At 72.0% G+C, this 22,649-nt stretch carries 20 protein-coding genes; 10 read left to right on the top strand and 10 right to left on the bottom strand.

All coding sequences use genetic code 11. From position 1 onward, the window contains the following. Nucleotides 1-39: 39 nt before the first annotated feature. The gene (locus ACGF13_RS21630; RefSeq protein ID WP_392877435.1) at nt 40-1,335 is read right to left on the bottom strand and encodes a nucleotidyl transferase AbiEii/AbiGii toxin family protein; all 1,296 of its coding nucleotides are present in this window, start codon (nt 1,333-1,335) and stop codon (nt 40-42) included. Next, nucleotides 1,332-2,066, bottom strand: coding sequence for a hypothetical protein (locus tag ACGF13_RS21625; protein WP_392877433.1), 735 nt, complete (start codon nt 2,064-2,066; stop codon nt 1,332-1,334). Before ACGF13_RS21625 ends, ACGF13_RS21630 begins: the two co-directional genes overlap by 4 nt. Nucleotides 2,067-2,224: 158 nt before the next feature. Here ACGF13_RS21625 and ACGF13_RS21620 point away from each other — a divergent pair, with 158 nt between their 5' ends. Beyond that, a complete protein-coding gene (locus ACGF13_RS21620; RefSeq protein WP_392877431.1) occupies nt 2,225-3,025 on the top strand; it encodes an ADP-ribosyltransferase in 801 nt (266 codons plus the stop codon). Between the two features lie 110 nt (nt 3,026-3,135). On the opposite strand, the gene ACGF13_RS21615 is transcribed toward ACGF13_RS21620, so the two are convergent. From ACGF13_RS21615 to ACGF13_RS21605, 3 genes are all read right to left on the bottom strand, one after another. Beyond that, entirely contained in the window at nt 3,136-3,366 is a 231-nt protein-coding gene (locus ACGF13_RS21615) for a hypothetical protein (RefSeq protein WP_392877429.1), read from the bottom strand. Beyond that, a complete protein-coding gene (locus tag ACGF13_RS21610) occupies nt 3,363-3,848 on the bottom strand; it encodes an NUDIX domain-containing protein (RefSeq protein ID WP_392877427.1) in 486 nt (161 codons plus the stop codon). The genes ACGF13_RS21615 and ACGF13_RS21610 overlap by 4 nt, the downstream gene beginning before the upstream one ends. A gap of 166 nt (nt 3,849-4,014) precedes the next feature. Then, nucleotides 4,015-5,331: a helix-turn-helix transcriptional regulator gene (locus ACGF13_RS21605; protein WP_392877425.1), complete on the bottom strand. Its 1,317-nt coding sequence runs from the start codon at nt 5,329-5,331 to the stop codon at nt 4,015-4,017. A gap of 156 nt (nt 5,332-5,487) precedes the next feature. Here ACGF13_RS21605 and ACGF13_RS21600 point away from each other — a divergent pair, with 156 nt between their 5' ends. From ACGF13_RS21600 to ACGF13_RS21590, 3 genes are read left to right on the top strand one after another with little or no spacing between them, the layout of a single operon-like run. Then, nucleotides 5,488-6,480 (top strand): Gfo/Idh/MocA family protein, encoded by a 993-nt coding sequence (locus ACGF13_RS21600; protein ID WP_392877423.1) that lies wholly within the window; start codon nt 5,488-5,490, stop codon nt 6,478-6,480. After that, nucleotides 6,477-7,730, top strand: coding sequence for a DegT/DnrJ/EryC1/StrS family aminotransferase (locus tag ACGF13_RS21595; protein WP_392877422.1), 1,254 nt, complete (start codon nt 6,477-6,479; stop codon nt 7,728-7,730). Before ACGF13_RS21600 ends, ACGF13_RS21595 begins: the two co-directional genes overlap by 4 nt. Beyond that, on the top strand, nt 7,727-8,167 hold the full coding sequence (locus ACGF13_RS21590; RefSeq protein WP_392877420.1) for an NUDIX domain-containing protein: 441 nt from the start codon (nt 7,727-7,729) through the stop codon (nt 8,165-8,167). The genes ACGF13_RS21595 and ACGF13_RS21590 overlap by 4 nt, the downstream gene beginning before the upstream one ends. A gap of 30 nt (nt 8,168-8,197) precedes the next feature. Here ACGF13_RS21590 and ACGF13_RS21585 read toward each other — a convergent pair whose 3' ends face one another. The 3 genes from ACGF13_RS21585 to ACGF13_RS21575 all read right to left on the bottom strand — a co-directional run bounded on the left by ACGF13_RS21585 (nt 8,198) and on the right by ACGF13_RS21575 (nt 10,958). Then, complete coding sequence (locus ACGF13_RS21585; RefSeq protein WP_392877418.1) at nt 8,198-8,383, bottom strand: hypothetical protein; 186 nt, start codon at nt 8,381-8,383, stop codon at nt 8,198-8,200. Further along, the gene (locus tag ACGF13_RS21580; RefSeq protein WP_392877416.1) at nt 8,380-9,759 is read right to left on the bottom strand and encodes an NUDIX domain-containing protein; all 1,380 of its coding nucleotides are present in this window, start codon (nt 9,757-9,759) and stop codon (nt 8,380-8,382) included. The genes ACGF13_RS21585 and ACGF13_RS21580 overlap by 4 nt, the downstream gene beginning before the upstream one ends. 212 nt (nt 9,760-9,971) lie before the next feature. After that, complete coding sequence (locus tag ACGF13_RS21575; RefSeq protein ID WP_392877414.1) at nt 9,972-10,958, bottom strand: alpha/beta fold hydrolase; 987 nt, start codon at nt 10,956-10,958, stop codon at nt 9,972-9,974. Nucleotides 10,959-11,098: 140 nt separating this feature from the next. Here ACGF13_RS21575 and ACGF13_RS21570 point away from each other — a divergent pair, with 140 nt between their 5' ends. Continuing rightward, nucleotides 11,099-11,728 (top strand): helix-turn-helix domain-containing protein, encoded by a 630-nt coding sequence (locus tag ACGF13_RS21570; RefSeq protein ID WP_392877413.1) that lies wholly within the window; start codon nt 11,099-11,101, stop codon nt 11,726-11,728. A 44-nt stretch (nt 11,729-11,772) separates the two neighbouring features. Here ACGF13_RS21570 and ACGF13_RS21565 read toward each other — a convergent pair whose 3' ends face one another. Next, nucleotides 11,773-12,675: a LysR family transcriptional regulator gene (locus ACGF13_RS21565; RefSeq protein WP_392877411.1), complete on the bottom strand. Its 903-nt coding sequence runs from the start codon at nt 12,673-12,675 to the stop codon at nt 11,773-11,775. 99 nt (nt 12,676-12,774) lie between these two features. Between ACGF13_RS21565 and ACGF13_RS21560 the strand changes: the two genes are divergently transcribed. The 4 genes from ACGF13_RS21560 (at nt 12,775) to ACGF13_RS21545 (ending at nt 18,586) form a co-directional block, all read left to right on the top strand. After that, nucleotides 12,775-13,521 carry an SDR family oxidoreductase gene (locus ACGF13_RS21560; protein ID WP_392877604.1) on the top strand — a complete coding sequence of 249 codons (747 nt, stop codon included), beginning with the start codon at nt 12,775-12,777 and terminating at the stop codon, nt 13,519-13,521. Nucleotides 13,522-13,662: 141 nt separating this feature from the next. Beyond that, nucleotides 13,663-15,048: a carotenoid oxygenase family protein gene (locus ACGF13_RS21555; RefSeq protein WP_392877409.1), complete on the top strand. Its 1,386-nt coding sequence runs from the start codon at nt 13,663-13,665 to the stop codon at nt 15,046-15,048. A gap of 369 nt (nt 15,049-15,417) precedes the next feature. After that, a complete protein-coding gene (locus ACGF13_RS21550) occupies nt 15,418-17,619 on the top strand; it encodes a M4 family metallopeptidase (protein WP_392877602.1) in 2,202 nt (733 codons plus the stop codon). A gap of 154 nt (nt 17,620-17,773) precedes the next feature. Continuing rightward, the gene (locus ACGF13_RS21545) at nt 17,774-18,586 is read left to right on the top strand and encodes an SAM-dependent methyltransferase (RefSeq protein ID WP_392877408.1); all 813 of its coding nucleotides are present in this window, start codon (nt 17,774-17,776) and stop codon (nt 18,584-18,586) included. Nucleotides 18,587-18,624: 38 nt separating this feature from the next. On the opposite strand, the gene ACGF13_RS21540 is transcribed toward ACGF13_RS21545, so the two are convergent. Next, nucleotides 18,625-19,293 (bottom strand): LuxR C-terminal-related transcriptional regulator, encoded by a 669-nt coding sequence (locus ACGF13_RS21540; RefSeq protein WP_392877406.1) that lies wholly within the window; start codon nt 19,291-19,293, stop codon nt 18,625-18,627. 161 nt (nt 19,294-19,454) lie between these two features. Between ACGF13_RS21540 and ACGF13_RS21535 the strand changes: the two genes are divergently transcribed. Next, a complete protein-coding gene (locus tag ACGF13_RS21535) occupies nt 19,455-22,637 on the top strand; it encodes a bifunctional cytochrome P450/NADPH--P450 reductase (RefSeq protein WP_392877404.1) in 3,183 nt (1,060 codons plus the stop codon). The last annotated feature ends 12 nt before the right edge of the window (nt 22,638-22,649 follow it).

The raw sequence follows: 22,649 nt of genomic DNA, 5'->3' as shown, positions 1-22,649 counted from the left end.
GACCTCGACCACAGGAACGATCGCGGGCCGACGCTCCCGTCAGGACGGGTCGTCGGCGGGGCGGTGGCCGTCGGCCAGTTCGGCGGCGTAGCGGACGACGGCCTCCTCCAGGTGGTCGGTCAACCGACCCGGCCGGTCGGCTAGGTGGGCGGCGATGATGCGACGGGCGCCGTCGAGGTCGCCGCCGAGCAGTTCACGGGTGATCACCAGGCTGTTGTCCGAGAACAGGTGGTGCCGGGTCATCCAGTGCTGGACCTTGTCCATGCCCTCGACGGCCAGCATCTTCCGCAGTTCCTCCGTCACCGGGGCCAGCCACCGGGCGCGCAGCGCGTACTCGCCGAGGCCCGCGAAGGTCGGCCGGAGGGCGGTGAGCAGCCGGGCCGGGAACTCCTCGACGGGCTCGGTGAACCGCGGGTAGTCCTTGGCGAACTCGTCCCAGTCGACGTTGAGTTCGGTGATCAGTGCGGGGAGGACCGGCCAGCGCGACCAGCTCTCGTCGGACTGCGTGACGACCTGCCGCAGCAGGTCGTACGGCACCTCGGCGGTGCGCGAGAGCAGGAGCGCGTCGTAGAGGTCCTTGCCCTGCGGGTGGTTGTCCGAGACCAGCCAGAGGATCTTCCACGCGAGGGAGAGCTGGGGCGTGGCCCCGAACAGCGGGCCGGTGACGCCGGGGAGCCGGTAGGACTGCGGCGGGACGGGCAGGTGCTCGGTGAAGACGAAGTCGAGCTGGACCGTCCCGCCGGGGACGCCCGGCGCCGTCCACGGCAGGACGAGCCGGCGGCCGGGGATCCTGCTGTACGTCCAGATCTCGTCGCTGAGCGCCTGGTCGGCGTGCAGCCGGACCGTGCCCGAGAGCCGCTCGGCGCCGGCCGCGAGCTCCTGGAGCATGCGGTCGGTGCGCTCGTCCTCCAGCTCCCAGTCCGTCGGGCGGACCACGAAGTCCAGGTCGCCGGGCTCCCGCGCCTGCTCGCCGTACCAGGCCCGGAGCAGGACGCTGCCGCGCAGCACCAGGTGCTCGGCCCACGGCGAGGCGGCGACGGCGGACAGCGCGGTGTTCAGCGCCTCGCGCCGCGCCGCGGACCAGCGCTCGGCGAGCTGCGGGTCGGCGAAGGCGGGCTCGCTGGGGCGAAGGGCCCGGACGTACCCGGCGAGTGCGGGATCGAAGACCGGTTGCTGGCTCACCGACTCGTCGTCGATCGGCCGCAGGCTCCTGGGGAGGTCCTGCTCCTCGCGGACGTCCTCCGACGGCGGCTGCCCGGGCAGCCGGAGGCCCTCCCACGGCCCGTACTGCAGTTTCTCCCACGCCACCGGCGACTGGGACTGACTCTCGGTCATATTGACTCTCCCTCTCCGTACGGCCCGGTGCCGTGTCCGTGCTCGGCGATCCACCCCGCGTCCAGCGCCTCGGCGCTGTCCATGACGACGAACTCGCGTTCCACCGACACCACTTCGTGGCCGTCGGCGGCGAGGTCGTGCAGCAGTGCCTCCAGCCGGCGGCCCGCGGTGCCCAGACCGACCAGTCGGCACCGCTGGGTCACGAACCACTCGCAGCGGCCGTCCTCGCGCACCCGGCGCGGATTGCGCGACAGGTGCGCGCCGTGCCGGACGGCCAGCTCGGCGAGGGCGGTGAGGCGAGCCGGGTCCGAGGCGGGGACCGGGCCCGGGAGCAGCAGTTTGACGTGGTGCTCGAAGTACCGGCCGGGCCCGTGCGTCGCGGCGTCCTCGTCCGAGGCCGGGACGCCCTGGGCCCACGGCGTGGCCTCGATCTTCGCCCGCAGGACGGTGAACCCGGCTCGCGCCAGTCGGCCGCCGGCCCGGGCGGTCTCCGCGGCGACCTCCGCCAGCGTGCCGCCGGCGCGCAGGGTGAGCATCGGCTGCGACGGCGCCGCGCCGCGCGCCAGCAGGATCTGGGTGAACTTCACGCCGTGGCGCTCGGCCCAGGCGGCCAGCGCCTCGGCGGCGCCGGGCTCCACGGTCAGGTGCACCTCGAAGTCACCCCGGACGTCGGGCGGCGCGGGCGGGGTGTCACGGCACTGGTCAGGACGGGTGGCGAGCATGGTGATCATCCTGCCAAGCGCCTCTGACAACGCCGCACGCGCCCGGGTGCGCGGAGCCGCTCCACGGCGGACGCGGGCGGGTGAGAGCGTCAACTGGTAGCGCGGACACGCCCTCGATCCGGTGGATTGCGGCGCCTCCGGGGCGTACGGCGGCCAGGGTAGCGGTTGTGATCAACATTCGAATTCGCACTGCCGCCAGCGCAGTTGCCCTCGCCTGTGCCGTCGTCCTCACCCCCGGGAGCCTCGCCGTCGCGGCCCCCGCGGCCACCGCCGGTGCCACGCCGTTCCGCTGCCTCGACCCCAGCGGGAAGGCGCTCTGGAGCGGCCCCCAGTGCGACGGCCTCATCGTCCGCGAACTCGGCACCAGGGCCGTCGCCATCGTCCTGGACGGCCGCCGGATCGACTTCGCCGACGAGGCCGAACTGCGCACCGACGACTGCGCCACCCGGTCGGCTCTCACTCTCCCGCCCGGCAGCTTCCGGAGCATCCCGGAAGGCCCGGACCCGCTCTACGCCGCCGTGGACCGCCAGGTGGACGTCCCCCGCATCACCCCCGCACCGCACTGGCGCAAGGACTGCCACCCGCTCTTCCGCTCCGACGGCCGCGATCCGTCCGTCATCTTCGAGCAGGGCTTCGCCGCGAAGGACACCGTCAACGGCCAGTACGACATCACCAGTTACGTCCTGCAGAACCAGCCCTCGCCGTTCGTCAGCACCACCTACGACGCCGCGCTCTACAAGAAGTGGAAGAAGGTGCCCTGGGACTACTTCATCGACGCCCCCGGCGGCATCGTCGTCAACGAGACCATCGGTGACCAGCACCAGTACGCCGACCAGGTGGAGGTCGCGTTCCCCGGCGGCGTGGACCGGCACTTCATCCGCCGGGCCTGCCCGGTCGACCGGGCCACCGCCTCGCTGATCGAGTCCGGCTGCGTGGACAACCCGAACTACCAGCCCTGGCTGCACTGACCACAGGGTGCCGGGGGCGGGTGGGGCCCGCGGATCGCGTCCGCGGGCCCCACCTCCGTCTCGACGGGCGGGCCGGAGGACCGACGGGCCGGTGCCCCCGGTGAGGGCTGTCAGGGGGAGGGCGGCGGCGCGGTGTCCAGGCGGACGAGGTGACGGTCGGTCGCGCCGTTCGGCCGGTGCACGGTGCGGTAGCCGTACGGAACGGTGCTGCCGGGGAAGGCGACCACGCCCTCCTCCACGACGGGCCGCCCCTCGACGATGGCACGCAGCCAGGCGTCGGTGTCGGCGTCGGTCGGGAGCCGGGGGTCGGGCGGTCGGCGGTGTCGGCCCACCGCCGTCACGTGCCGATCAGCGAGCGGGGGTCGAAGTGCTCGTCGCCCCAGCCGTGGGTGGAGAAGCCCCTTCCGCCGGAGAGGTGGTCGGTGAGGGCGGCGTGGGCCGTCGGGAACATCGGCAGCGGCAGCCGGTCGGCGGGGGACCAGACCACGTCGAGGTGCTTGTCCGGCTCGGTGTTCGCCAGCTCGCCGCGCCACGCGGTGGCGAGGAAGACCGACAGCAGGAACGGGCCCCGGCCGTCCCAGCCGTCGGCGACCTGGACCGTGTGCACGAGCCGCAGTTGCTCCGCCTCGACGAGCAGCCCGGTCTCCTCCCGCAGCTCGCGGGCGGCGGCCTCGTCGAGGCGCTCACCGGCCTCGACCTTGCCGCCGGGGATCGTCCACGCCGGCGTCGTGCTCCAGCTGTGCGCGGCGTAGTGGACCGTCGCGATCCGGCTCCGCTCCCGGTCGTGGGCGATCACGGCGACGGCTTGGCGAAGGCTCTCCACGGTGCTACCTCCAGGTCGGCTGGGCGGACGGGTGCTTCAGGCGGTCGGTGCGGGGCGGTCCGGTCGGTCCGGGCCGGTGTAACGGTGCTTGGCAATGTCCTGACGACGGCGGCTCGGATCATCCTCTCCCGGTCGCTGATCACCGCGACTCTGATCCGAGCGTCCGTCACGCAGCCCGGACGCGCTCGATGAGATCGGCGACGCCGTCAACTTGGCGGTACGGCTTGAATGCCGGCACGAGTTCGCGGACCAGGGTGACGCAGCGCTCGGCGCCGATGCGGGTGGCCAGATCGAGGGATTCGGTGGTGACGGCGAGAGCCTGCTCGACGTCGTTGGACTGCAGGAAGCCCCTAGCCTGGTAGGTCAGGAAGATGCCACGCGTCTTGTCCCGGGCCTTGGGCAGGAGGGCCAGGCCCTCGGCCATCCTGACGTGCGCCTCGTCGGCCCGGCCGAGATCGAGCAGGCACTGGCCGGAGTCGACCGCGAGGTCCGCGGGGCTCATCCACGCGCACCAGCCCGGCGCGGGGTCGCTGGCCCGCGTCGACAGTGCGGTCTCGGCGTCGGACAGGTCGCGGTAGCACGCGGAGTGTTCGCCGAGCGCGGCGTAGGCCCGGGCCCGCCGGAGGAACAGCAGCGACCGGGCGGTGGGGTGCTTGGTACCGGACAGTGCGTGGCCGAGTTGGTCCACCGAGGTGTTCGGCTGGCCGATCCAGTTCGACTGGTAGGCGAAGTCAGAGAGCACACCGGCGCCGAAGTCGCGGTCACCTGCGGCGTTGGCGGCTTGCAAGGCCCCTGCCCAGAGCTTCCCCGCGGCGAAGTGCTTGCCCTGGTCGAAGCGGTACCAGCCGCAGGTGGTGGCCAGTGACGCGGCCAGGAGGTGCAGCCGCTTGGCGAGGGGCTCGGCGTGGCCGCCGCCCTCGATCAGGTCGGTGACGGTGGCGAGATGAGCGTCCATCAGCTTGATCGTGTGCTGGCGCTGTTCGGTGGGCAGCGTCGTCAGCTTCGCGCTGGTTTCCTCCAGCCAGTCCACGAGCCCGGGGTCCACGGCCGTCCTGCCGTCGAGGGCGGAAGTCAGGCGATCGGGCTCGATCGTGGCCCACTGGGCGGCGAGGCCGGCCAGCGAGACGGCGCTGAAGGTCATGAAGCTGCGGCGGTCCATGGCGGCTCTCTGTGCATCTCGAAGTGCTTGGACGGTGTACGCCGATCCCAGTGGCAGGTGAACCTCACGGCCGGGCAGCCAATCGGGCCACCCGAACAGCTCCATGTCGGCGATCGGAACGTCGAAGGCTTCCGCGATCAGGATCTGGGAGTCCAGGTTCGGCTGCTTGCGCCAGTTCTCCCACCGGCTGACGGCCGTCTTGTCGGCGCCGGAGCGGAGCCCGCGCTTGCGGGCGGCCCGGTCGAGGAACACGACGAGGTCGCTCTGTGACCACCCGCGCAGTTCACGGGCGTAGGCGAGGGGGTGCCGGATCGGGTCGTCCACGGGGCCAATTCCATCATCGACAGTGACAGGCAGCCTACTGCGCGCGAGCGCGGGACAACCCCGGGACTACAGACAATGCCTGTCCAGGAAAGTGGAGTTGGCGCTGTACTCGACACGCATCGACAAGTTCCCTCACGAAGCGGAAGGAGTCAGCCCATGAAACGACGAGCGGCGGTCATCGGCCTCGGACACCAGGCACTCGAAGACCACCTTCCCGGCCTGCTCGCCTCCAACCGGGCCGAGTTGGTCGCGGTCTGCGACAACGACCCGGACACCCTGCGGGCCCAGCAGGCCACGCACAACGTCCCGGGCTTCACCCAGGCCGCCGACCTGCTGGACAACGTGGCGCCGGACTTCGTCATCGTCGCGGTCCCGCACCACGCAGGCCGGGCCGTGATCGAGGAGTGCGCCGTCCGAGGCGTGCACGTCCTCAAGGAGAAGCCGTTCGCCACCTCCCTGCCGGAGGCGCGCGAGCTCGCCTCGATCTGCCAGCAGGCCCAGGTGGAGCTGATGGTCACGCTCCAACGGCGCTTCAACCCCCTCCACGCGTCGGTGGTCCAGCTCCTGGACCAGATCGGCACCCCGTTCCTCATCGACGGCCAGTACACCTTCCACACCGACGACCCCGGCGCGGGCTGGCGCGGAGACGTCAGTCAGGCCGGCGGCGGCTGCATCATCGACATGGGCTACCACATCGTCGACCTGCTGCTGTGGTACTTCGGGATGCCCAACCGGATCATGGCCGACTTCTCGACCGCCGCGCTGCCCGACGGCGGGTACGACGCCGAGGACACCGCCGTCATCCAGCTCGGCTACGACAACGACCTGTACGGCACCGTGCTCCTGTCCCGCTGGATGGCCCCGAAGACCGAGAAACTGCACGTGGTCGGCACCCGCGGCTCCGTCCTGCTGACGAAGGGCCAGGTCCAGCGCCTCGATGTGCACGGCAAGGTCGTCGACGAGCTGTCGCGCCCGCAAGCCCCGGCCAGCGCGGCCACCGCCCAGATCGACTACTTCTGCCGGGTCCTGGACGGCGAACGCCCCAACACCGCAGGGCCCGAACAGCACCTGGGCCACATGGCCTTCATCGCGTCCTGCTACGAGTCCAAGGCCGCCGGCCGCTACATCGACCCCAAGGAGATGCTGTGACGAACAACCTCGCCCTGCTGGGCGGCGAGCCCGCGGTGACCGCCGGCGGCACGCACTTCGAGTGGCCGCCGATGGACGACACCACCGAGGGCAAGGTCATCGCCCAGCTCCGCTCGGCCATCTCCATCACCGGCCGCTCGGGCGTCGTCGCCGACTTGGAGGACGCCCTCCAGGACTACTTCGGCGTCCGGCACGCGGTCACCTTCAGCTCCGGCACCGCGGCCCTGCACGCCACCTACGACGCCGCCAGGATCAAGGCCGGGGACGAGGTGATCGTCCCCGCCTGGACGTTCCACGCCACAGCCTCGCCACTGTTCCACCTGCGGGCGGTGCCGGTCCTGGTCGAGACCGGCCCGGACGGCAACATCGACCCCACCGCGATCGAGGACGCGATCACTCCACGCACCCGCGCCATCATGGTCACCCACCTGTGGGGCAGGCCGGCCGCGATGCTCGCCATCCAGGCCATCGCCACGACGCACAACCTCCTCCTGCTGGAGGACGGCTCCCACGCCCACGGCGCCTCCCACGGCGGCAAGAAGGTCGGCACCTTCGGCCTGGCCGGCGCGTTCTCGCTCAACGGCCCCAAGCCGCTGTCCGGCGGCGAGGGCGGGTTCGTCCTCACGGACGACGACGACACGTACTACCGGCTCCTGACGTTCGGCCACTACAACAAGCGAGCCAAGTCCGAGATCCCGGCCAAGCACCCGCTCGCGAAGTACGCGGTCACCGGGTCCGGCCTCAAGCTCCGCATCCACCCGCTGGCCGCCGCCATCGCGCACGACCAGCTCGGCCGCCTCGACGGCTACCTCGCCGGACGGGCGGAGATCGCCCGCTACCTGACCGAGGAGTTCGCCCGGATCCCCGGGCTGGAGGTCATCCCGATGCCCGAAGGAGTGGTCCCGTCCTGGTACGGGTTGACGCTCACCTACCGCCCCCAGGAGCTCGGTGGCCTCAGCGTCGAGTGGTTCCACCAGGCCCTGGTCGCCGAGGGCGCGGTCGAGTTCGACCGGCCGGGCTCCACCTGCCCCATGAACCAGTTGCCGCTGTACCAGAGCCCGGCCATGCTGTTCCCCGGCCACCCGCACGCCCACCGCCGCTACCAGGCAGGGGACTTCCCGGTCGCCGAGCACACCCACGCGCACACGATCAAGCTCCCGGTCTGGCATCGTGAACAGGATCGTCCGCTGGCCGAGCAGTACATCCGCGCGGCCATCAAGGTGAGCGACCACCACAAGGAGCTGCTGTGAACTCTCCCTTCGCCGACCCCACGTTCGAGGACACCATCCGCGCCGCCGCCGAGACGGACGGGGTGGAACGGTTCGTCGTGGCCGCCGTGATCACCGACGGCGACCGCAAGCTGTTCCTGCGGCGTCCGGCCGGCGAGTTCATGGCCGGCCTGTGGGAGCTGCCGTCGGGCAAGGTCGAGAAGGGCGAGGGCATCGAGCAGGCCCTGCTGAGGGAGGTCGACGAGGAGACCGGCCTGCGGATCGCCGCGGTCGAGAAGTACCTCGGGTACTTCGACTACACCTCCGGCAGCGGCGCCCTCACCCGTCAGCTGACCTTCGAGGTCACCGTCACCCGGACCGGCCCGGTCACCCTCACCGAGCACGACGCGCACGAGTGGGCCGGACCCGACGAGATCCCCGCCGTCAGCGACGCCGTACGGGAACTCGTCACCCGCTGACGCTGTGGAACGCAAAGCCGACAACTTCGATCACGACACACGGCTTGCCCAGTGCCCGGCGGGGAGATGCCACAGGCCGGCGGCGTAGCTGGTGTTGCGGCGCAGGCCGAGCAGCACCGTGCCGCGGTCGGTCAGCACGCGGTGGACGCCGACGACGAGCGCCAGCGGATCCGCCGCGATGACGTGGGGCGTCTCGGTGTCGTCGGGGCGGGTCATGAGGTGCTCCCGGTGGTGTGGTCGGCCGGTGCGGTGAGCAGGGGCAGGTAGTGGTGCAGGTAGGGCGGCACCTTGAGGGTGAGGACTTCGTCGAGGGGGACCATGCGTACGGCCAGGCCCTCGTCGCCGAGGCGCAGGTCGCTCTCGGGGCCGTCCCAGACGGCGTGCAGGACGCGGGTGAGCGGTAGGCCGAGGTCGTGGTGCGGGTCGGGGAGGGTGCGCAGCCCGGTGATCTCGATGCCGGCCTCCTCGCGGACCTCGCGCTCCGCGCTCTCCCGGGCGTTCTCGTCGGCCTCGCGCCAGCCCCCGATCGGAGTCCAGTGGCCGGGCCAGGGCATGCCCGGCCGGTCTTCGCGCAGGTGCATCAGCAGACGGCCCGCGCGGTCGGTGACGAAGACCAGGACGCCCTCGAAGTCGTCGCCGTCCGGGATGGGGCGCTCCAGGTAGAGCGGGACACCGCAGCGGTGGGCGCGCAGCACCTGGCGGAGCCGCTGGTAGCGAGCGGGGGTCATCCGGGAGCGCCAGTCGTGGGCCGTCTCGAACCGGAACTCGGTGTGTTCGGAGGGATCGAGGCGGATCCGGGCCTGCTGCTCGGCGGTGAGGACGCCGCCGTCGAAGACGTGGCCGCAGGCCGGGACGGGTTGTTCGGCGCCGGCCTGCTCGTGGATGACGGCGACCAGGCGCCTGCGGGCGACGATCTCGGGGTTCTCGGCGGCGAGGTCGAGGCCCAGTTCCTCGCGGGCCTCGCGCAGGGCGGTGGCGAACGGGGTCTCGCCGTGTTCGACGTTGCCGCCGGGGAAGTTCCACACGTCGGGGTCGATGGTGGAGCGCAGCCCGAGGACGCGGCCCTGCGGGTCGGTGACGAGGAAGCAGCCGTAGGAGCTGGGCCTGGCGATGGTGGTGAGGTAGCCGCCGGCCGGTCGCCAGCCGGGCAGGGCCAGGCGGTCGGTGAGCCACCCGATCACCGCGCGCTGCCCGTCGCCGGTCGGCGGGAGCCGGTCGGGGGTGGCCCACCGGTGGTCGTCGTGGTCGGGGGAGAGGTCGACCGGGGTGCCGTCCGGTACGGCGGTGGTGAAGACGAACTGGCGTACGCACAGGCCGTGTCGGTCGGTGAGGTCCAGGTGCCGCGCGTAGTCGAGCGGCATGCCGGTGAGGCCGGTCTGTTCGGCCAGTTCCCGCGCCGCGCCGGCCTCCACGGGCTCCTCGCCGTGCTCGATGTCGCCACCCGGGTACTCCCACCGGCCCGGCGGGTTGTCGTGCGCGGACCGGCGGATCATCAGGACGCGGCCGGAGGCGTCGCGGACCACCACGCCGACGCCGATCCGCTCGATGCCCTCGCGGAGGGCCAGGTCGGTCAGCACCTTGAAGTCGATCACCGGGAGGGCTCCTCGCTCGGTCGGTGGGGCTGCTGGGTCGGGGCGACTCCACTGGGCAAGTCACCTGCTCGGAGGGTGAGTTCGGCTGGCGTGGCAGGGTCGGTGTCCGATGATGGTGCTGTTCGAATTCGGTGTTCAAGTGGGTCGCCTCCGGGCGAGCCCGGGTCGAACGGGGAGTTTTCGAGCACCCCCGCGGGTGTGAATCACCTGGTTCAGCCCTGGATGGTGGCGAGCCAGTCGGTCAGCAGGCTGTTGACTTCGTCCGGGCGTTCCTGCTGGACCCAGTGGCCGCAGCCCTCCAGGAGGTGGGAGGCGGACAGGGCGGGGAGGGTGGTGGGGTAGGCGTCGATGGCGTCGGCCATCCAGGTGGTGGAGGCGTCCAGTGTGCCGCCGACGAACAAGGCGGGCTGTTCGATCGGGGCTCCGCGGTAGGGGGCGAGGTCTTCCCAGTCGCGGTCCATGTTGCGGTAGCGGTTGAGCGCGCCGGTCAGGCCGGTGCGCTCGAACTCCCCGGCGTAGACGTCGAGGTCGTCCTTGCTCAGCCAGGCCGGGAGGACCCCGGTGGGGAAGCGGTCGCGCAGCCGGCCACCGCCACGGGCGACGAAGTGGGGGTCGGGCTCTCCCTGGGCAGGCATGGTGTCGGCGGACAGGGCCGCGTAGAAGCCCGCGAGCCAGCCCCGGACATCGGGCTCGATCTCCGCCTCGGCGCGGCCGGGCTCCTGGAAGTAGGAGACGTAGAACTCCTGCTCGGGGCCGCCGATCCGGTCGAAGACGCCGCTGGGGCGGGGGCCGCCGGGCGGCGCGTAGGGGACGCTCAGCAGGCCGACGGCGTGGAAGACCTCGGGGTGGAGCAGAGCGGAGGCGGAGGCGATGTTGGAGCCCCAGTCGTGGCCGACGACCACCGCGTTCTCCTCGCCGAGGGCGCGTACGACGGCGAGGTTGTCCTCCACCAGGTCGAGCATCCGGTAGGCAGCGGTCGCCTCCGGCTTGGAGGAACGGCCGTAGCCCCGCACGTCGATCGCCACCGCTCGGTACCCGGCCGCGGCGAGGGCCGGGAGTTGGTGGCGCCAGGAGTACCAGGACTCCGGGAAGCCGTGCACGAGCAGGACGAGCGGGCCGGTGCCCTGCTCGACCAGGTGCAGGCGTCCGGCCGGGGCCTCGACGGTGCGGTGGCGGAGCGCGGCGGTCGGTTCTTGCATGGGGGCTTCTCCTCGGTTCGCGGGCAGACGCGGTTACCCGTCGATCATGCGGCGCGAAGCCCGCCCGACGCGATCAGCCTTGCCATTCTGGCAAGCTTGCGGTCGGGCGGTGGGAGCGGCGGTCGAAAGGAACGGTCACGGTGGCAGTCGACGAGGTGGACGGCACGATGGCGGCGATGGGGCCCAGGCTGCGAGTCGCGCGCGAGCAGCACGGCGCCACGCTCGCCGATATCGGCTGTGCGACCGGCATTTCACCGAGCACGTTGTCGCGGATCGAGACCGGTCGGCGCAAGCCCACCCTGGAGGTGGTGCTGCGGCTGGCGAAGGAGTACGGCGTCTCCCTGGACGAACTGGCCGGTACCGCAACCGTCCCGGCGGCCGAGCCGCGCACCCCGGCGCCGCTGAGCTTCGGCGATGGCAAGGAGGTGCTGCCGCTCACCCGGTACGTCGGCGGCCTGCACGCCCACAAGCACGTCCTGCCCGCCGTTGAAGGGCAGCCCGCGCGGCCCCGTCAGGTCTCCCACGAGGGCTACGAGTGGCTGTGCGTCCTGTACGGGCGGCTGTGGCTCGCACTCGGTGACCAGGACCTCGTCCTGACCGCCGGAGACGTCGCCGAGTTCGACACCCGCGTCCCGCACGGAGTCGCGAACGCCGGATCCGCCGGACCGGTCGAGTATCTGATCTTGTTCGGGCCGCAAGGGGAACGTCTACGGCCGCGCACTCCTCCGGCCGCCGGTCGCGGGACCGATGGGAGAAAGGCTGCCGAATGAGCAGGTGGGACAAGCCGCGTGCCTCATCAGTGACCCCCAGGGGGTCAGTTGACCGGCAGTTCGTCGTTCTCCCGGCGGGAGGCTGTGCCAAGCACTGTGCGTGCGACGTCCTCCAGTGATTCGAGCAGCGGGTTGGGGTCGTCAGCGCGCGTGACGAGCACGACCTCGCAGGGGTCGATGTCGATGACGGGCGCCAGGGCGATGTCCTCGCGCACAGCGGGGCGTCGGTCTCCGGCAGGGAAGATCGCGACGCAGTGGCCGGTGGCGATGAGTTCCAGCTTGTCCTCGTAGCTGTCGTCGATCGCGGGCGGGGGTGCTGCCGGGCGGTCGCCGACCGGCTTGGGCGTGCTCCAGACAACCGGAGTGCTGACGCAGGTCACCAGTTCCTCGTCCGACAGGGCGCGCAGGCTGACGGATGTCTCGTTCGCCAGACGATGACGTGCCGACATGACGAGTACCCGTGACTCCTCATGGAGCTTGGTCACCCGGAAGCCGTCCGTGGGCAAGGGCAGGGGTCCGTAGGCGAGGAGGGCGTCGACCCGCCCCTCGGCGAGGGCGTGCGTGTCCCGCCAGTCGAGGTGCCGGGTGCGGACCTGGCTGTCGGGGTGCCGGCGGCGCAGTTCCTGCACACAGGCGGTGATGACCAGTCCTTCGGCGTAGCCGACGGTGATGGTACGGGGCTGGACGGCGGCCCTGGCAGCGTGAGCGGCTTGCTCGGCCTCCTGGAGCAGTGTCCGGGCCCTGGGAAGGAAGGCCTGACCGGCGTCGGTGAGGCTGCTGCCCTGCGGCGAGCGGTCGAAGAGCCGGACACCGAGCTGAGCCTCCAGCCGCTGGATCTGGCGGCTCAGCGACGGCTGCGCCAGGTGCAGTTTGGTGGCGGCGCGGCCGAAGTTGCCGTACTCCGCCACGACCGTGAAATAGCGCACCAGCCGCAGATCGACGTCCATTCGCCCAGGGTACGTCGCGCGCTGCCATGCGCCTGGGACATGACGGCATGCGGAACAGGTCTTGGACATGGTGTGCGGGTGGGTACTTGGCTGGAGGGCATGACCACTTATGAGGGCAAGAAGATCGTGATCACGGGCGGAAGCAGCGGCATCGGCCTGGCTGCGGCCCGGTTGTTCGCGGACGGTGGGGCGCACGTACTGATCACCGGCCGCACCAGGTCCACCCTGGACGCCGCGTTGGAGCAGTTGGGGAAGAAGGCGATCGCCGTCCGTAGCGACGCCGCGTCCCTGAAGGACATCAGGGCGCTGGCCGGTACGGTCCGGGAGCGGTTCGGCGCGGTGGACGCGCTGTTCGTCAACGCCGGCGTCACCGCGTCCGCGCCGTTCGACTCGACGACGGAGGAGATGTACGACGAGCTGTTCGGCATCAACGTCAAGGGCCCGTACTTCACAGTGCAGGCGTTGGCGCCGCTGTTGCGCGAGGGAAGCGGCGTGGTCCTGACCACGTCGGTGGTGAACGTCCTGGGCCTCGACGCGCTCAGTGTCTATTCGGCGAGTAAGGCAGCCCTGCGGTCGATGACGCGCACCCTGGCCCGTGAGCTGCTTCCGCGCAAGGTGCGCGTCAATGCCGTGAGCCCCGGCCCGATCGACTCGGGCATCCTGGACCGCTCCTTGCTGCCCGCCGACGTCGTCGAGGCGACGAAGGACACCTACCGGAGCACCAACCCGATGCGGCGGCTGGGGACGTCCGAGGAAGTGGCCGCCGCGGTGGCGTACTTGGCGTTCGACGCGACCTTCTCGACGGGAACGGAGCTCCCTGTCGACGGAGGGGCTTCGCAACTCTAGGGCCTGTCTCCCGGATCCTTGCCTGACCGGACGCCCGCCGGGCGTCACCCGGGGGCGGTTGGGTCGTTGGTCCGGACGTGCTGCTCCGTGAGCGCAGCGGCGGCAGCAGCGGAAGTCGGAAACGGCCTGGAGGAGTTCGCGGTGTCCACCGTCACCAATCCGTTCACCGGGGCGTACACGCCGGTGGCCGAGGAAGTCACCGCGTTCGACCTGCCGGTCACGGGGACGCTGCCGCCCGAGCTCAACGGTCGGTACCTGCGCAACGGGCCCAACGGGATGCGGGCGGAGGACCGCCGGCCGCGGCACCTGTTCGGCGGGTACGCCATGGTGCACGGGGTGCGGCTGCTCGACGGGCGGGCCCGGTGGTACCGCAACCGGATGGTGCGCAGTGCCGCCGTGGCCGAGACCCTGGGGGAGTGGCCGCGCTCCGGCGCCGTGCCGCGGATCGCCGACGTCGCGCCCAACACCCACGTCATCGGGCACGCGGACCGCACCTTCGCGCTGGTCGAGGGCGGCTTCCGCCCGTACGAACTCTCCTACGAGATCGAGACGGTGGGCGCGAGCGACTTCTGCGGCACGCTGCCCGAGGGGTTCGCCGCCCACCCCAAGCTCGACCCGGTCACCGGCGAGCTGCACGCCGTCACCTGGCAGCGGGACGGCGAGACGCTGCGCCACCTGGTGGTCTCCCCGCAGGGCGCCGTCGTCCGCGCCGTGGACGTCCCGGTTCCGCACCGGCCGGTGGTTCACGACATGGCGCTGACCAGGAACTTCGCCGTCGTCCTCGATCTCGCGGTGAGCCTCAGCCTGCCCGACAACCGGGCGCGAAGGACCTATCCGGCGGTCTGGGACGAGAGCCGCGGCGCGCGGATCGGGCTGCTGCCCCGCAACGGCACCGAGGTCGCCTGGTACGAGGTCGGGCCCTGCTTCGTCTTCCACACGCTCAACGCCCACGAGGACGGCCACCGGGTCGTCATCGACGTCGTCCGCTACCCGCGGATGTTCGTCGGCGGCGCGCTGCACGGCCAGAGCAGCCCCACCCTGGACCGCTGGACCGTCGACACCGTCTCCGGCAAGGTCACCGAGACCCGCCTGGACGACCGCCCGCAGGAGTTCCCGGCGGTCAGCCCCGCGGTGGTGGGCGGCGCCCACCGCTACGGCTACTCCACCGTGACCACCGACCTGCTGGGCCACCTGGCCCGCCCGGTCGGCCTCGACGCGCTGCCCCCGGAGGTCGTCGGAGACGCGCTGATCAAGCACGACCTGCGTCGGAACTCCAGTGTGGTAAGGCAGTTCGGCGTCGGCAGCTACGCGGGCGAGGTCTCCTTCGTCCCGAGGCAGGGCGCCCGCGAGGAGGACGACGGCTACCTGCTGGTCTACGTCCACGCCCCCGAGCGGGGCGCGAGCGACCTGGTCGTCCTCTCCGCCGAGGACTTCACCGGAGCGCCGCTCGCCACCGTCCACCTGCCGGTGCGGGTGCCGGCCGGCTTCCACGGCAGCTGGATCCCCGACCCCGTCCGGGAGGACTGAGCGGCGCGCCGGTCGTCTGTTTTTCGCCTGCATTGCCTGTCTTCTGACGGCGCATTACCTCGACATTACGTCTATGGCGAAGCATTTCGGCCAACTTGTTGCCGTACGGGTGACGCGTTTTCAACAAAGCTGGCACTGTACCGTCCCATCACCGCAGAGACCCTTGCGGTCGTACGCGTACCGCCCGACGCGGCGAATCACGTCGGACACCGTTCCACCCGTTCGAACCACCAGCTCTACCGGGCGGCACCACCCTCGGCCGCCCGGCTGACTCCGGCCGCCCCAACCCGGCCGTCGCAGAAGGAGTTCAGTGTGACTCGATCCCCCAGGAAGACCACTGCCGCAGGCGCGTTGATAGCCGGCGCCGCGATGATCGTGACTGCTCTGACGTCCGGTGTCGCCATCGCCGACGAGACCCCCACCGAGGCCCCCGTCGAGGTCCAGGCCATCGCCGGCGCGCTGCCGGTGCAGCTGTCGCCGGAGCAGCGCGGCGAGTTGCTGGCCTCGGCGGACGCGGCGCTGGCGGAGACCACCAGGTCACTGAACCTGGGGTCGAAGGAGGCGCTGGTCGTCAAGGGTGTCACCAAGGACGCCGACGGCACCCTGCACACCCGCTACGAGCGGACCTTCGACGGACTCCCGGTGCTCGGCGGCGACCTGGTCGTCCACACCGCCGCGGACGGCTCCACGAAGGGCGTCACCAAGGCCACCGAGGCGGACATCGCCGTCGACACCACCGCCAAGGAGAGCGCCGACTCGGCGAAGGGCCTCGCGCTCGACAGCGCCGGGAGCGCGAAGGTCGCGGAGCCGGCGGCCGACAGCGCCCGCAAGGTGGTCTGGGCCGCGTCCGGCACCCCGCGACTCGCGTGGGAGACGATCGTGACGGGCACGCAGGAGGACGGCACGCCGTCCGAGCTGCACGTCATCACCGACGCCAACTCCGGCAAGAAGATCTTCGAGTACCAGGGCGTCGAGACCGGCGTCGGCAACAGCAAGTACTCCGGCCAGGTCACCATCGGCACCTCGGCGGCCGGCGGCGGCTTCGCTATGACCGACAACACCCGGGGCGGCCACAGCACCTACGACCTGAACGGCACCACCGGTTCCACCAAGAAGCTGTTCACCAACCCGACCGACACCTGGGGCGACGGCACCGTCGCCAACCCGCAGACCGCCGCCGTGGACGCCGCCTACGGCGCCCAACTCACCTGGGACTACTACAAGAACGTCCACGGCCGCAACGGCATCAAGGACGACGGCGTCGGCGCCTACACCCGGGTCCACTACGGCAAGAACTACGTCAACGCGTTCTGGTCCGACACCTGCTTCTGCATGACCTACGGCGACGGCGCGGGCAACGTCAAGCCGCTGACCTCCATCGACGTCGGCGCCCACGAGATGACCCACGGCGTCACCTCCGCCACCGCGGGCCTGATCTACAGCGGCGAGTCCGGCGGCCTGAACGAGGCCACCTCCGACATCATGGCCGCCGCCATCGAGTTCTGGGCGAACAACCCCGAGGACAAGGGCGACTACCTGGTCGGCGAGAAGATCGACATCAGGGGCGACGGCACCCCGCTGCGCTACATGGACAAGCCCTCCAAGGACAACCGCTCCAGGGACTACTGGTCGGCGGACCTCGGCTCCGTCGACGTCCACTACTCCTCCGGCCCGGCCAACCACTGGTTCTACCTGGCCTCCGAGGGCAGCGGCGCCAAGACCGTCAACGGCGTGGCCTATGACTCCCCGACCTCCGACGGCCTGCCGGTGACCGCGATCGGCCGGGACGCCGCCGCCAAGATCTGGTACCGGGCGCTCACCACCTACATGACCTCGTCGACCAACTACGCGGCGGCCCGCACCGCCACCCTCCAGGCCGCCGCCGACCTGTATGGGCAGACCAGCGCGACCTACATGAACACCGCCAACGCCTGGGCGGCCATCAATGTCGGCCCGCGCGTCGTCGACGGCCTCCTGATGGACCCCGTCGCGGGCCAGATCACCGCGATCGGCACCTCCGCCGATCTCCAGATCAAGGCCGTCAACTTCAACCCCGGCATCGTCACCTACCACGCGACCGGCCTCCCCGAGGGCCTGACGCTCCACCCGGTCACCGGCCGCGTCACCGGCGTCCCGGCCCTTACCGGCACGTACACGGTCACCGTCACCGCCAAGGCCTCCCACCACAGCAGCATCGCGAAGACGTTCACCTGGAAGGTCTCCCGGGGCATCTTCGCGAACACCACCCCCCTGCCGATCCCGGACGGGGGCCCGGCGGTCTTCTCGGACATCGCCGTCGACCGGATCCCGGGCCAGGCGCCGAGCGACCTCAAGGTGGCCGTGGACATCAAGCACACCTGGCGCGGTGACCTGGTCATCGACCTGGTCGGCCCGGACGGCACGGTGTACTCGCTGAAGAAGGGCAACCTCGGCGACTCGGCCGACAACGTCATCGAGACCTACACGGTGGACGCCTCCGCCCAGCCCGCCAACGGCACCTGGCGGCTCCGGATGCAGGACACGTACCGCAGCGACTCGGGCCACCTCGACGGCTGGAAGCTCATCTTCTGACCGCGTCCGCACTGAGCGCCGAGCACTGAGTACTGGGCACTGACCACCGAGGTGATCCGGCTGGCGAAGGCACCCACTTCGCCGGCCGGATCACCTCTTGGGCGTGCGGGCGGCCGGGCCGGGCGCGTGGAGTGGGCCGCGTAGATTGCCGGGCATGACGACCTCCGAACCGCTCAGCCCGGTCTCCCGCACCGCCCTGTCCGTCGCCCGGGTGCGGGCCTACGAGAGCTCCCGTCCCGACCCGCTCTTCGTCGACCCGTACGCCGCCGCGTTCGTCACCGCCGCCGGCCTCGAACCGGGCCCCACCCGCCCGGACAGCGCACTCGCCAGGGCCCTCGTCGCCCACGGCATCCTGCGGACCCGCTTCTACGACGACCGGCTGCTCGCCGCCGGCGCCGACCAGGTCGTGCTGCTGGCGGCGGGCCTGGACACCCGGGCGTACCGGCTGGACTGGCCGGCCGGCACCCGGGTGTTCGAGATCGACCTGGCCCCGGTGCTGGCCTTCAAGGCGCAGGTCCTGGACGGGTTCGGCGCAGTGCCGCGCGCGGAGCGCACCGCCCTGCCCGCCGACCTGCTGGACGCGCGGTGGCCCGAGCGGCTGGTCGCGGCCGGGTTCGACCCGGCGAGGCGCTCGGTCTGGCTCGCCGAGGGCCTGCTGGTCTACCTCACGGCCGAGGAGGCGGCCGCACTGCTCACGGCCGTGACCGGGCTGGCGGCCCCGGGCAGCCGACTGCTGGTGGAGCAGGGCGGGGACCTGAGCCGCGTGCCGCACGACCCGGCGCTCGCCCGGCTGACCGGGCTGTGGCGGGGCGGGCTCGGCCCGGGCACCGACGGGTGGCTCGACGGGCACGGTTGGACCACCGGGATCACCCCACTCGTCCGGATCGGGGAGGCCTACGGGCGCCCGCTCCCGGACCTCTCCGCCACGAGGGCCTTCATCGAGGCGCAGCGGCGCACCGCGGACTGACGCCCCGGCAGGCCGCACCGGACCCACTGCCCGGCCGGTCACACCGGACGGGCCGGCCGCGGCGGCCAGGTGTCCGGTGCCAGGACGCCGGTGGCGTACGCCCGGGCGACCAGGGCGGTGCGGTTGGGGACGCGCCAGCGCCGGGTGAGCCGGGTCAGGTGGTAGTTGACCCCGTCCGGGGTGACACCGATCTCCCGGGCGATCTGCGCCGTGGTGTCGCCCCGGGCCGCCGCGGCCAGGATCCGGGCCTCGACCGGGCTGACCTCGGCCTGCGGGCCGGGCGGAGCGGCCGCGCCCGCCGGCGCCGCCTGCAGCGACAGCAGCATGCTCGGGGTCTGCTCCGGAGTGTCGCCGACCAGGGCGACGGTCATCTCGCCGTACCGCTCGCGCCCGTTCACGGGCGTCCAGGAGACCCGCGCCGGGTACTGCGAGCGCCGGTGCAGCCGGACGGCCTCGGCGAGCGCCTCGATGGTGCCGCTGTCCCGCAGGGTGAAGAACTCCAGGATCCTGCGGTTGTGCAACTGGCCTGGCAAACAGCCGAATTCGGCCGCCATCGCACGGTTGACGATCAGGATCTTCCCGCCGAACTCGCACACCGCGATCGGCAGCGGCATGTGGTCCAGCAGCCGCAGTGCCCGGTTGCGCCAGATCACCGCCGCCTCCCGCGGGTTGTCCGGCACGGGGCCGCAGCCCTCGGTCGTCCGCATCTGTGGTTCTCCTTTCCTGGGGCCATGACTGACGGTCCGTGGGCAAGCCCGCGACACCCCCGGGTACTACACAATCATGTAGTGATCGGGACCGGACCTCCCGCCCGATGGGCGCACAGTGGTGGAAGCAGAACGTTTCCTGCCGTGGGAGGGGCACAGCGATGACCGATACCGTGGAGAGCACGACCGAGGACGAGCGGGCGACCGGGGCCCGGGCCGTCCCCCTGGTGGACATCTCGTCGATGCCGCCGGTCGCCGCTCCGGTGCTGCGCATCATGGAACTGGCCAGAGAGCACGGCCCGGCGTACGTCCAGCGGCTGTACGGCCGGGACCTCCTGGTCGTCAGCGGCCTGGAGCTGGTCGAGGAACTGGCCGACGAGGCCCGCTTCACCAAGTCGATCAGCCCGACGCTGGAGCTGGTCCGGCTGTTCACCGGCGACGGCCTGTTCACCGCCTACAACGACGAGCCCAACTGGGCTCGGGCGCACGACATCCTGATGCCGGCCTTCGCGCTCGGCTCGATGCGCACGTACCATCCGGTGATGCTGAGGGTGGCCCGCCGGGTGATCGACTCCTGGGACCGCCGGGAGGCCGCCGGGCTGCCGGTGGACGTGCCCGGCGACATGACCCGGATGACCCTGGACACCATCGGACTGGCCGGCTTCGGCTTTGACTTCGGCTCCTTCGAGCGGGACGAGCCGCACCCCTTCATCGAGGCGATGGTGCGCTGCCTGGCCTGGGCGATGACCAAGCTGACCCGGGACCCGGACGCCGACCACCGCGAGCGCGACGAGGCCTTCCGGGCCGACGCCGACTACCTGGCCGGCGTGGTGGACGAGGTGATCGCCGCCCGCGCCGGGGAGGACGCCCAGGGCCCGGCCGAGGACCTGCTCGGCCTGATGCTCGGCGCGGTCCGGCCCTCGGACGGCTCCCGGCTGGATGCCGAGAACATCCGCAACCAGGTGATCACCTTCCTGATCGCCGGCCACGAGACCACCTCCGGCGCGCTCTCCTTCGCCCTGTACTACCTGCTCAAGAACCCGGTCGTGCTGCGCCAGGTGCAGCGGGAGGTGGACGAGCTGTGGGGCGACCGGACCGATCCGGAGCCCTCCTACGAGGACGTCGGACGGCTGCGCCACACTCGCCAGGTGCTCAACGAGGCGCTGCGGCTGTGGCCGACGGCGCCCGCGTTCAACCGGGAGGCCCGCGAGGACACCCTGCTCGGCGGCCGCATCCCGCTGCGGGCCGGGGAGACGGTCGTCGTCACCACGCCGATGCTGCACCGCGACCCGGCGTGGGGCGACAACCCGGAGCTGTTCGACCCGTCCAGGTTCGACCCCGAGCGGGAGGAGGGCCGCTCCCCGCACGCCTTCAAGCCCTTCGGAACCGGCGAACGCGCCTGCATCGGGCGGCAGTTCGCGCTGCACGAGGCCGTCATGCTGCTCGGCATGCTGGTCCACCGCTACCGGCTGATCGACCACGCCGACTACCGGCTGAGCATCAAGCAGACGCTCACCATCAAGCCCGACGGGTTCACCCTCGGCCTCGCCCGGCGCACCCCCGCCCCGGCCCCCGCCTCCTCCGCCGCTTCCCCCCTCGCCACCGCCGCGCCGGCCACCGGCCTCCCCGGGCGGGTCCGCCAGGGCACCGGGCTGCTGCTCCTGCACGGCTCCAACTACGGCGCCTCCCGGGAGCTCACCCGGCAGCTCGCGGAGGCCGCCGCCGACCTCGGCTGCGAGACCGCGGTCGCCCCGCTCGACGCGTACGCGGACGGGCTGCCCACCGACCGGCCGGTGGTGATCACCGCCGCCTCCTACAACGGGCAGCCGACGGACGACGCGGCCCGGTTCTTCCGCCGCCTCCAGGGCGACCCGGAGTCCGGCGAGAGCCCCGCGGCCGACGGCGTCGAGTACGCGGTCCTCGGCATCGGCGACCGCACCTACGCCGCGACCTACCAGCGCGTCCCGGCGCTGATCGACGACCGGCTCGCCGCGCTCGGCGGCACCCGGCTGCTGGCCCGCGCCGAGGCCGACGCCTCGGGCGACCTGGCCGGCACCGTACGGCAGTTCACCGAGGCGCTGTGCGAGACCCTGCTGGCGCGCTACGGGGACGCCGACGCGCCCGCCGCGGCGCGGCCGGAGGCCGCCTACTCGGTGACCGAGGTGACCGGCGGCCCGCTGGCGGCGCTGGCCGCCCGGCACGACATGGCGGAGCTGACCGTCACCGCCGTCGGCAGCCTGACCGACCCGGCCTACCACCGGGTCAAGCGGCTGGTGCGGCTGGCCCTGCCGGAGGGCGCCGAATACCGGACGGCGGACCACCTCACCGTGCTCCCGGCCAACGACCCGGTGCTGGTGGAGCGTGCCGCCAAGCTGTTCGGCGCCACCCCGGACACGGTGCTGTCGGTCGTGGCGCACCGGCGCACCGGCCTGGCCGTCGACCGCCCGCTGACGGTGCGCGAGCTGCTCACCCGCCACGTCGAGCTGCAGGACCGCCCGAGTGCCGAGCAGCGCGCCGCGCTGGCCGCGCTCAACCCCTGCCCGCCCGAGCAGGCTGCCCTGCGGGCGCTGCCCGAGGACGACCCGCGCACCCTGCTGGACCTGATCGAGGACCACCCGGCGCTGCAGGAGCGGCTCACCTGGCCGGTGCTGCTGGAGCTGCTGCCGCCGATGCGGCCGCGGCACTACTCGATCTCCTCCTCGCCCGCCGGCGACCCGGGCCAGGTGGAGCTGATGGTCTCGGTGCTCAGCGGGCCGGCCCGCTCGGGCCGGGGCACCTTCCGCGGCTGCGGATCCGGCTACCTCGACCGGGTGGCCGTCGGCGACACCGTGCTGGCCCGGGTCCGGCCCTGCCGGGAGGCGTTCCGGATCGGCCACCGCACCCCGGTGGTGATGATCGCGGCCGGCACCGGCCTGGCACCGTTCCGGGGTGCCGTCGCCGACCGCCGGGCGCTGCTCGCCGAGGGCGCCGACCTCGCCCAGGCGCTGCTGTACTTCGGCTGCGACGACGAGGCGGCGGACTACCTGCACCGCGGTGAGCTGGAGAGCGCCGAGCGGGCCGGGGCGGTCTCGCTGCGGCCCGTCTTCAGCGAGCGGCCGCAGCACGGGCGGCGCTTCGTGCAGGACCGGATCGCCGCCGAGGCGGCCGAGGTGTGGGAGCTGCTGGAAGCCGGCGCCGAGGTGTACGTGTGCGGCGACGGCGCCCGGATGGCGCCGGGTGTCCGGGAGGCCTTCCGGGCGCTGTACCGGGAGCGCACCCCGGGCGCGGACGAGCAGCGCGCCCAGGCCTGGCTGCAGGGGCTGATCGAGGCCGGGCGGTACGTCGAGGACGTGTACGCGGGCTGACCGGCCGCCCCC

Source organism: Kitasatospora sp. NPDC048286, assembly GCF_043201735.1.
GTDB lineage: Bacteria > Actinomycetota > Actinomycetes > Streptomycetales > Streptomycetaceae > Kitasatospora.
Note: the sequence above shows the minus strand (reverse complement) of the source record. Positions and strands in the feature narration are given on the sequence as shown.

Excerpts from the sequence above, each read along its gene's own strand:
- ACGF13_RS21625 (WP_392877433.1), bottom strand. The coding sequence starts at position 2,066 with ATGATCACCATGCTCGCCACCCGTCCTGACCAGTGCCGTGACACCCCG.
- ACGF13_RS21575 (WP_392877414.1), bottom strand. The coding sequence starts at position 10,958 with ATGCAAGAACCGACCGCCGCGCTCCGCCACCGCACCGTCGAGGCCCCG.
- ACGF13_RS21585 (WP_392877418.1), bottom strand. The coding sequence starts at position 8,383 with ATGACCCGCCCCGACGACACCGAGACGCCCCACGTCATCGCGGCGGAT.
- ACGF13_RS21565 (WP_392877411.1), bottom strand. The coding sequence starts at position 12,675 with ATGGACGTCGATCTGCGGCTGGTGCGCTATTTCACGGTCGTGGCGGAG.
- ACGF13_RS21540 (WP_392877406.1), bottom strand. The coding sequence starts at position 19,293 with ATGCGGACGACCGAGGGCTGCGGCCCCGTGCCGGACAACCCGCGGGAG.
- ACGF13_RS21545 (WP_392877408.1), top strand. The coding sequence starts at position 17,774 with ATGACGACCTCCGAACCGCTCAGCCCGGTCTCCCGCACCGCCCTGTCC.
- ACGF13_RS21600 (WP_392877423.1), top strand. The coding sequence starts at position 5,488 with ATGAAACGACGAGCGGCGGTCATCGGCCTCGGACACCAGGCACTCGAA.
- ACGF13_RS21630 (WP_392877435.1), bottom strand. The coding sequence starts at position 1,335 with ATGACCGAGAGTCAGTCCCAGTCGCCGGTGGCGTGGGAGAAACTGCAG.
- ACGF13_RS21560 (WP_392877604.1), top strand. The coding sequence starts at position 12,775 with ATGACCACTTATGAGGGCAAGAAGATCGTGATCACGGGCGGAAGCAGC.
- ACGF13_RS21550 (WP_392877602.1), top strand. The coding sequence starts at position 15,418 with ATGATCGTGACTGCTCTGACGTCCGGTGTCGCCATCGCCGACGAGACC.
- ACGF13_RS21535 (WP_392877404.1), top strand. The coding sequence starts at position 19,455 with ATGACCGATACCGTGGAGAGCACGACCGAGGACGAGCGGGCGACCGGG.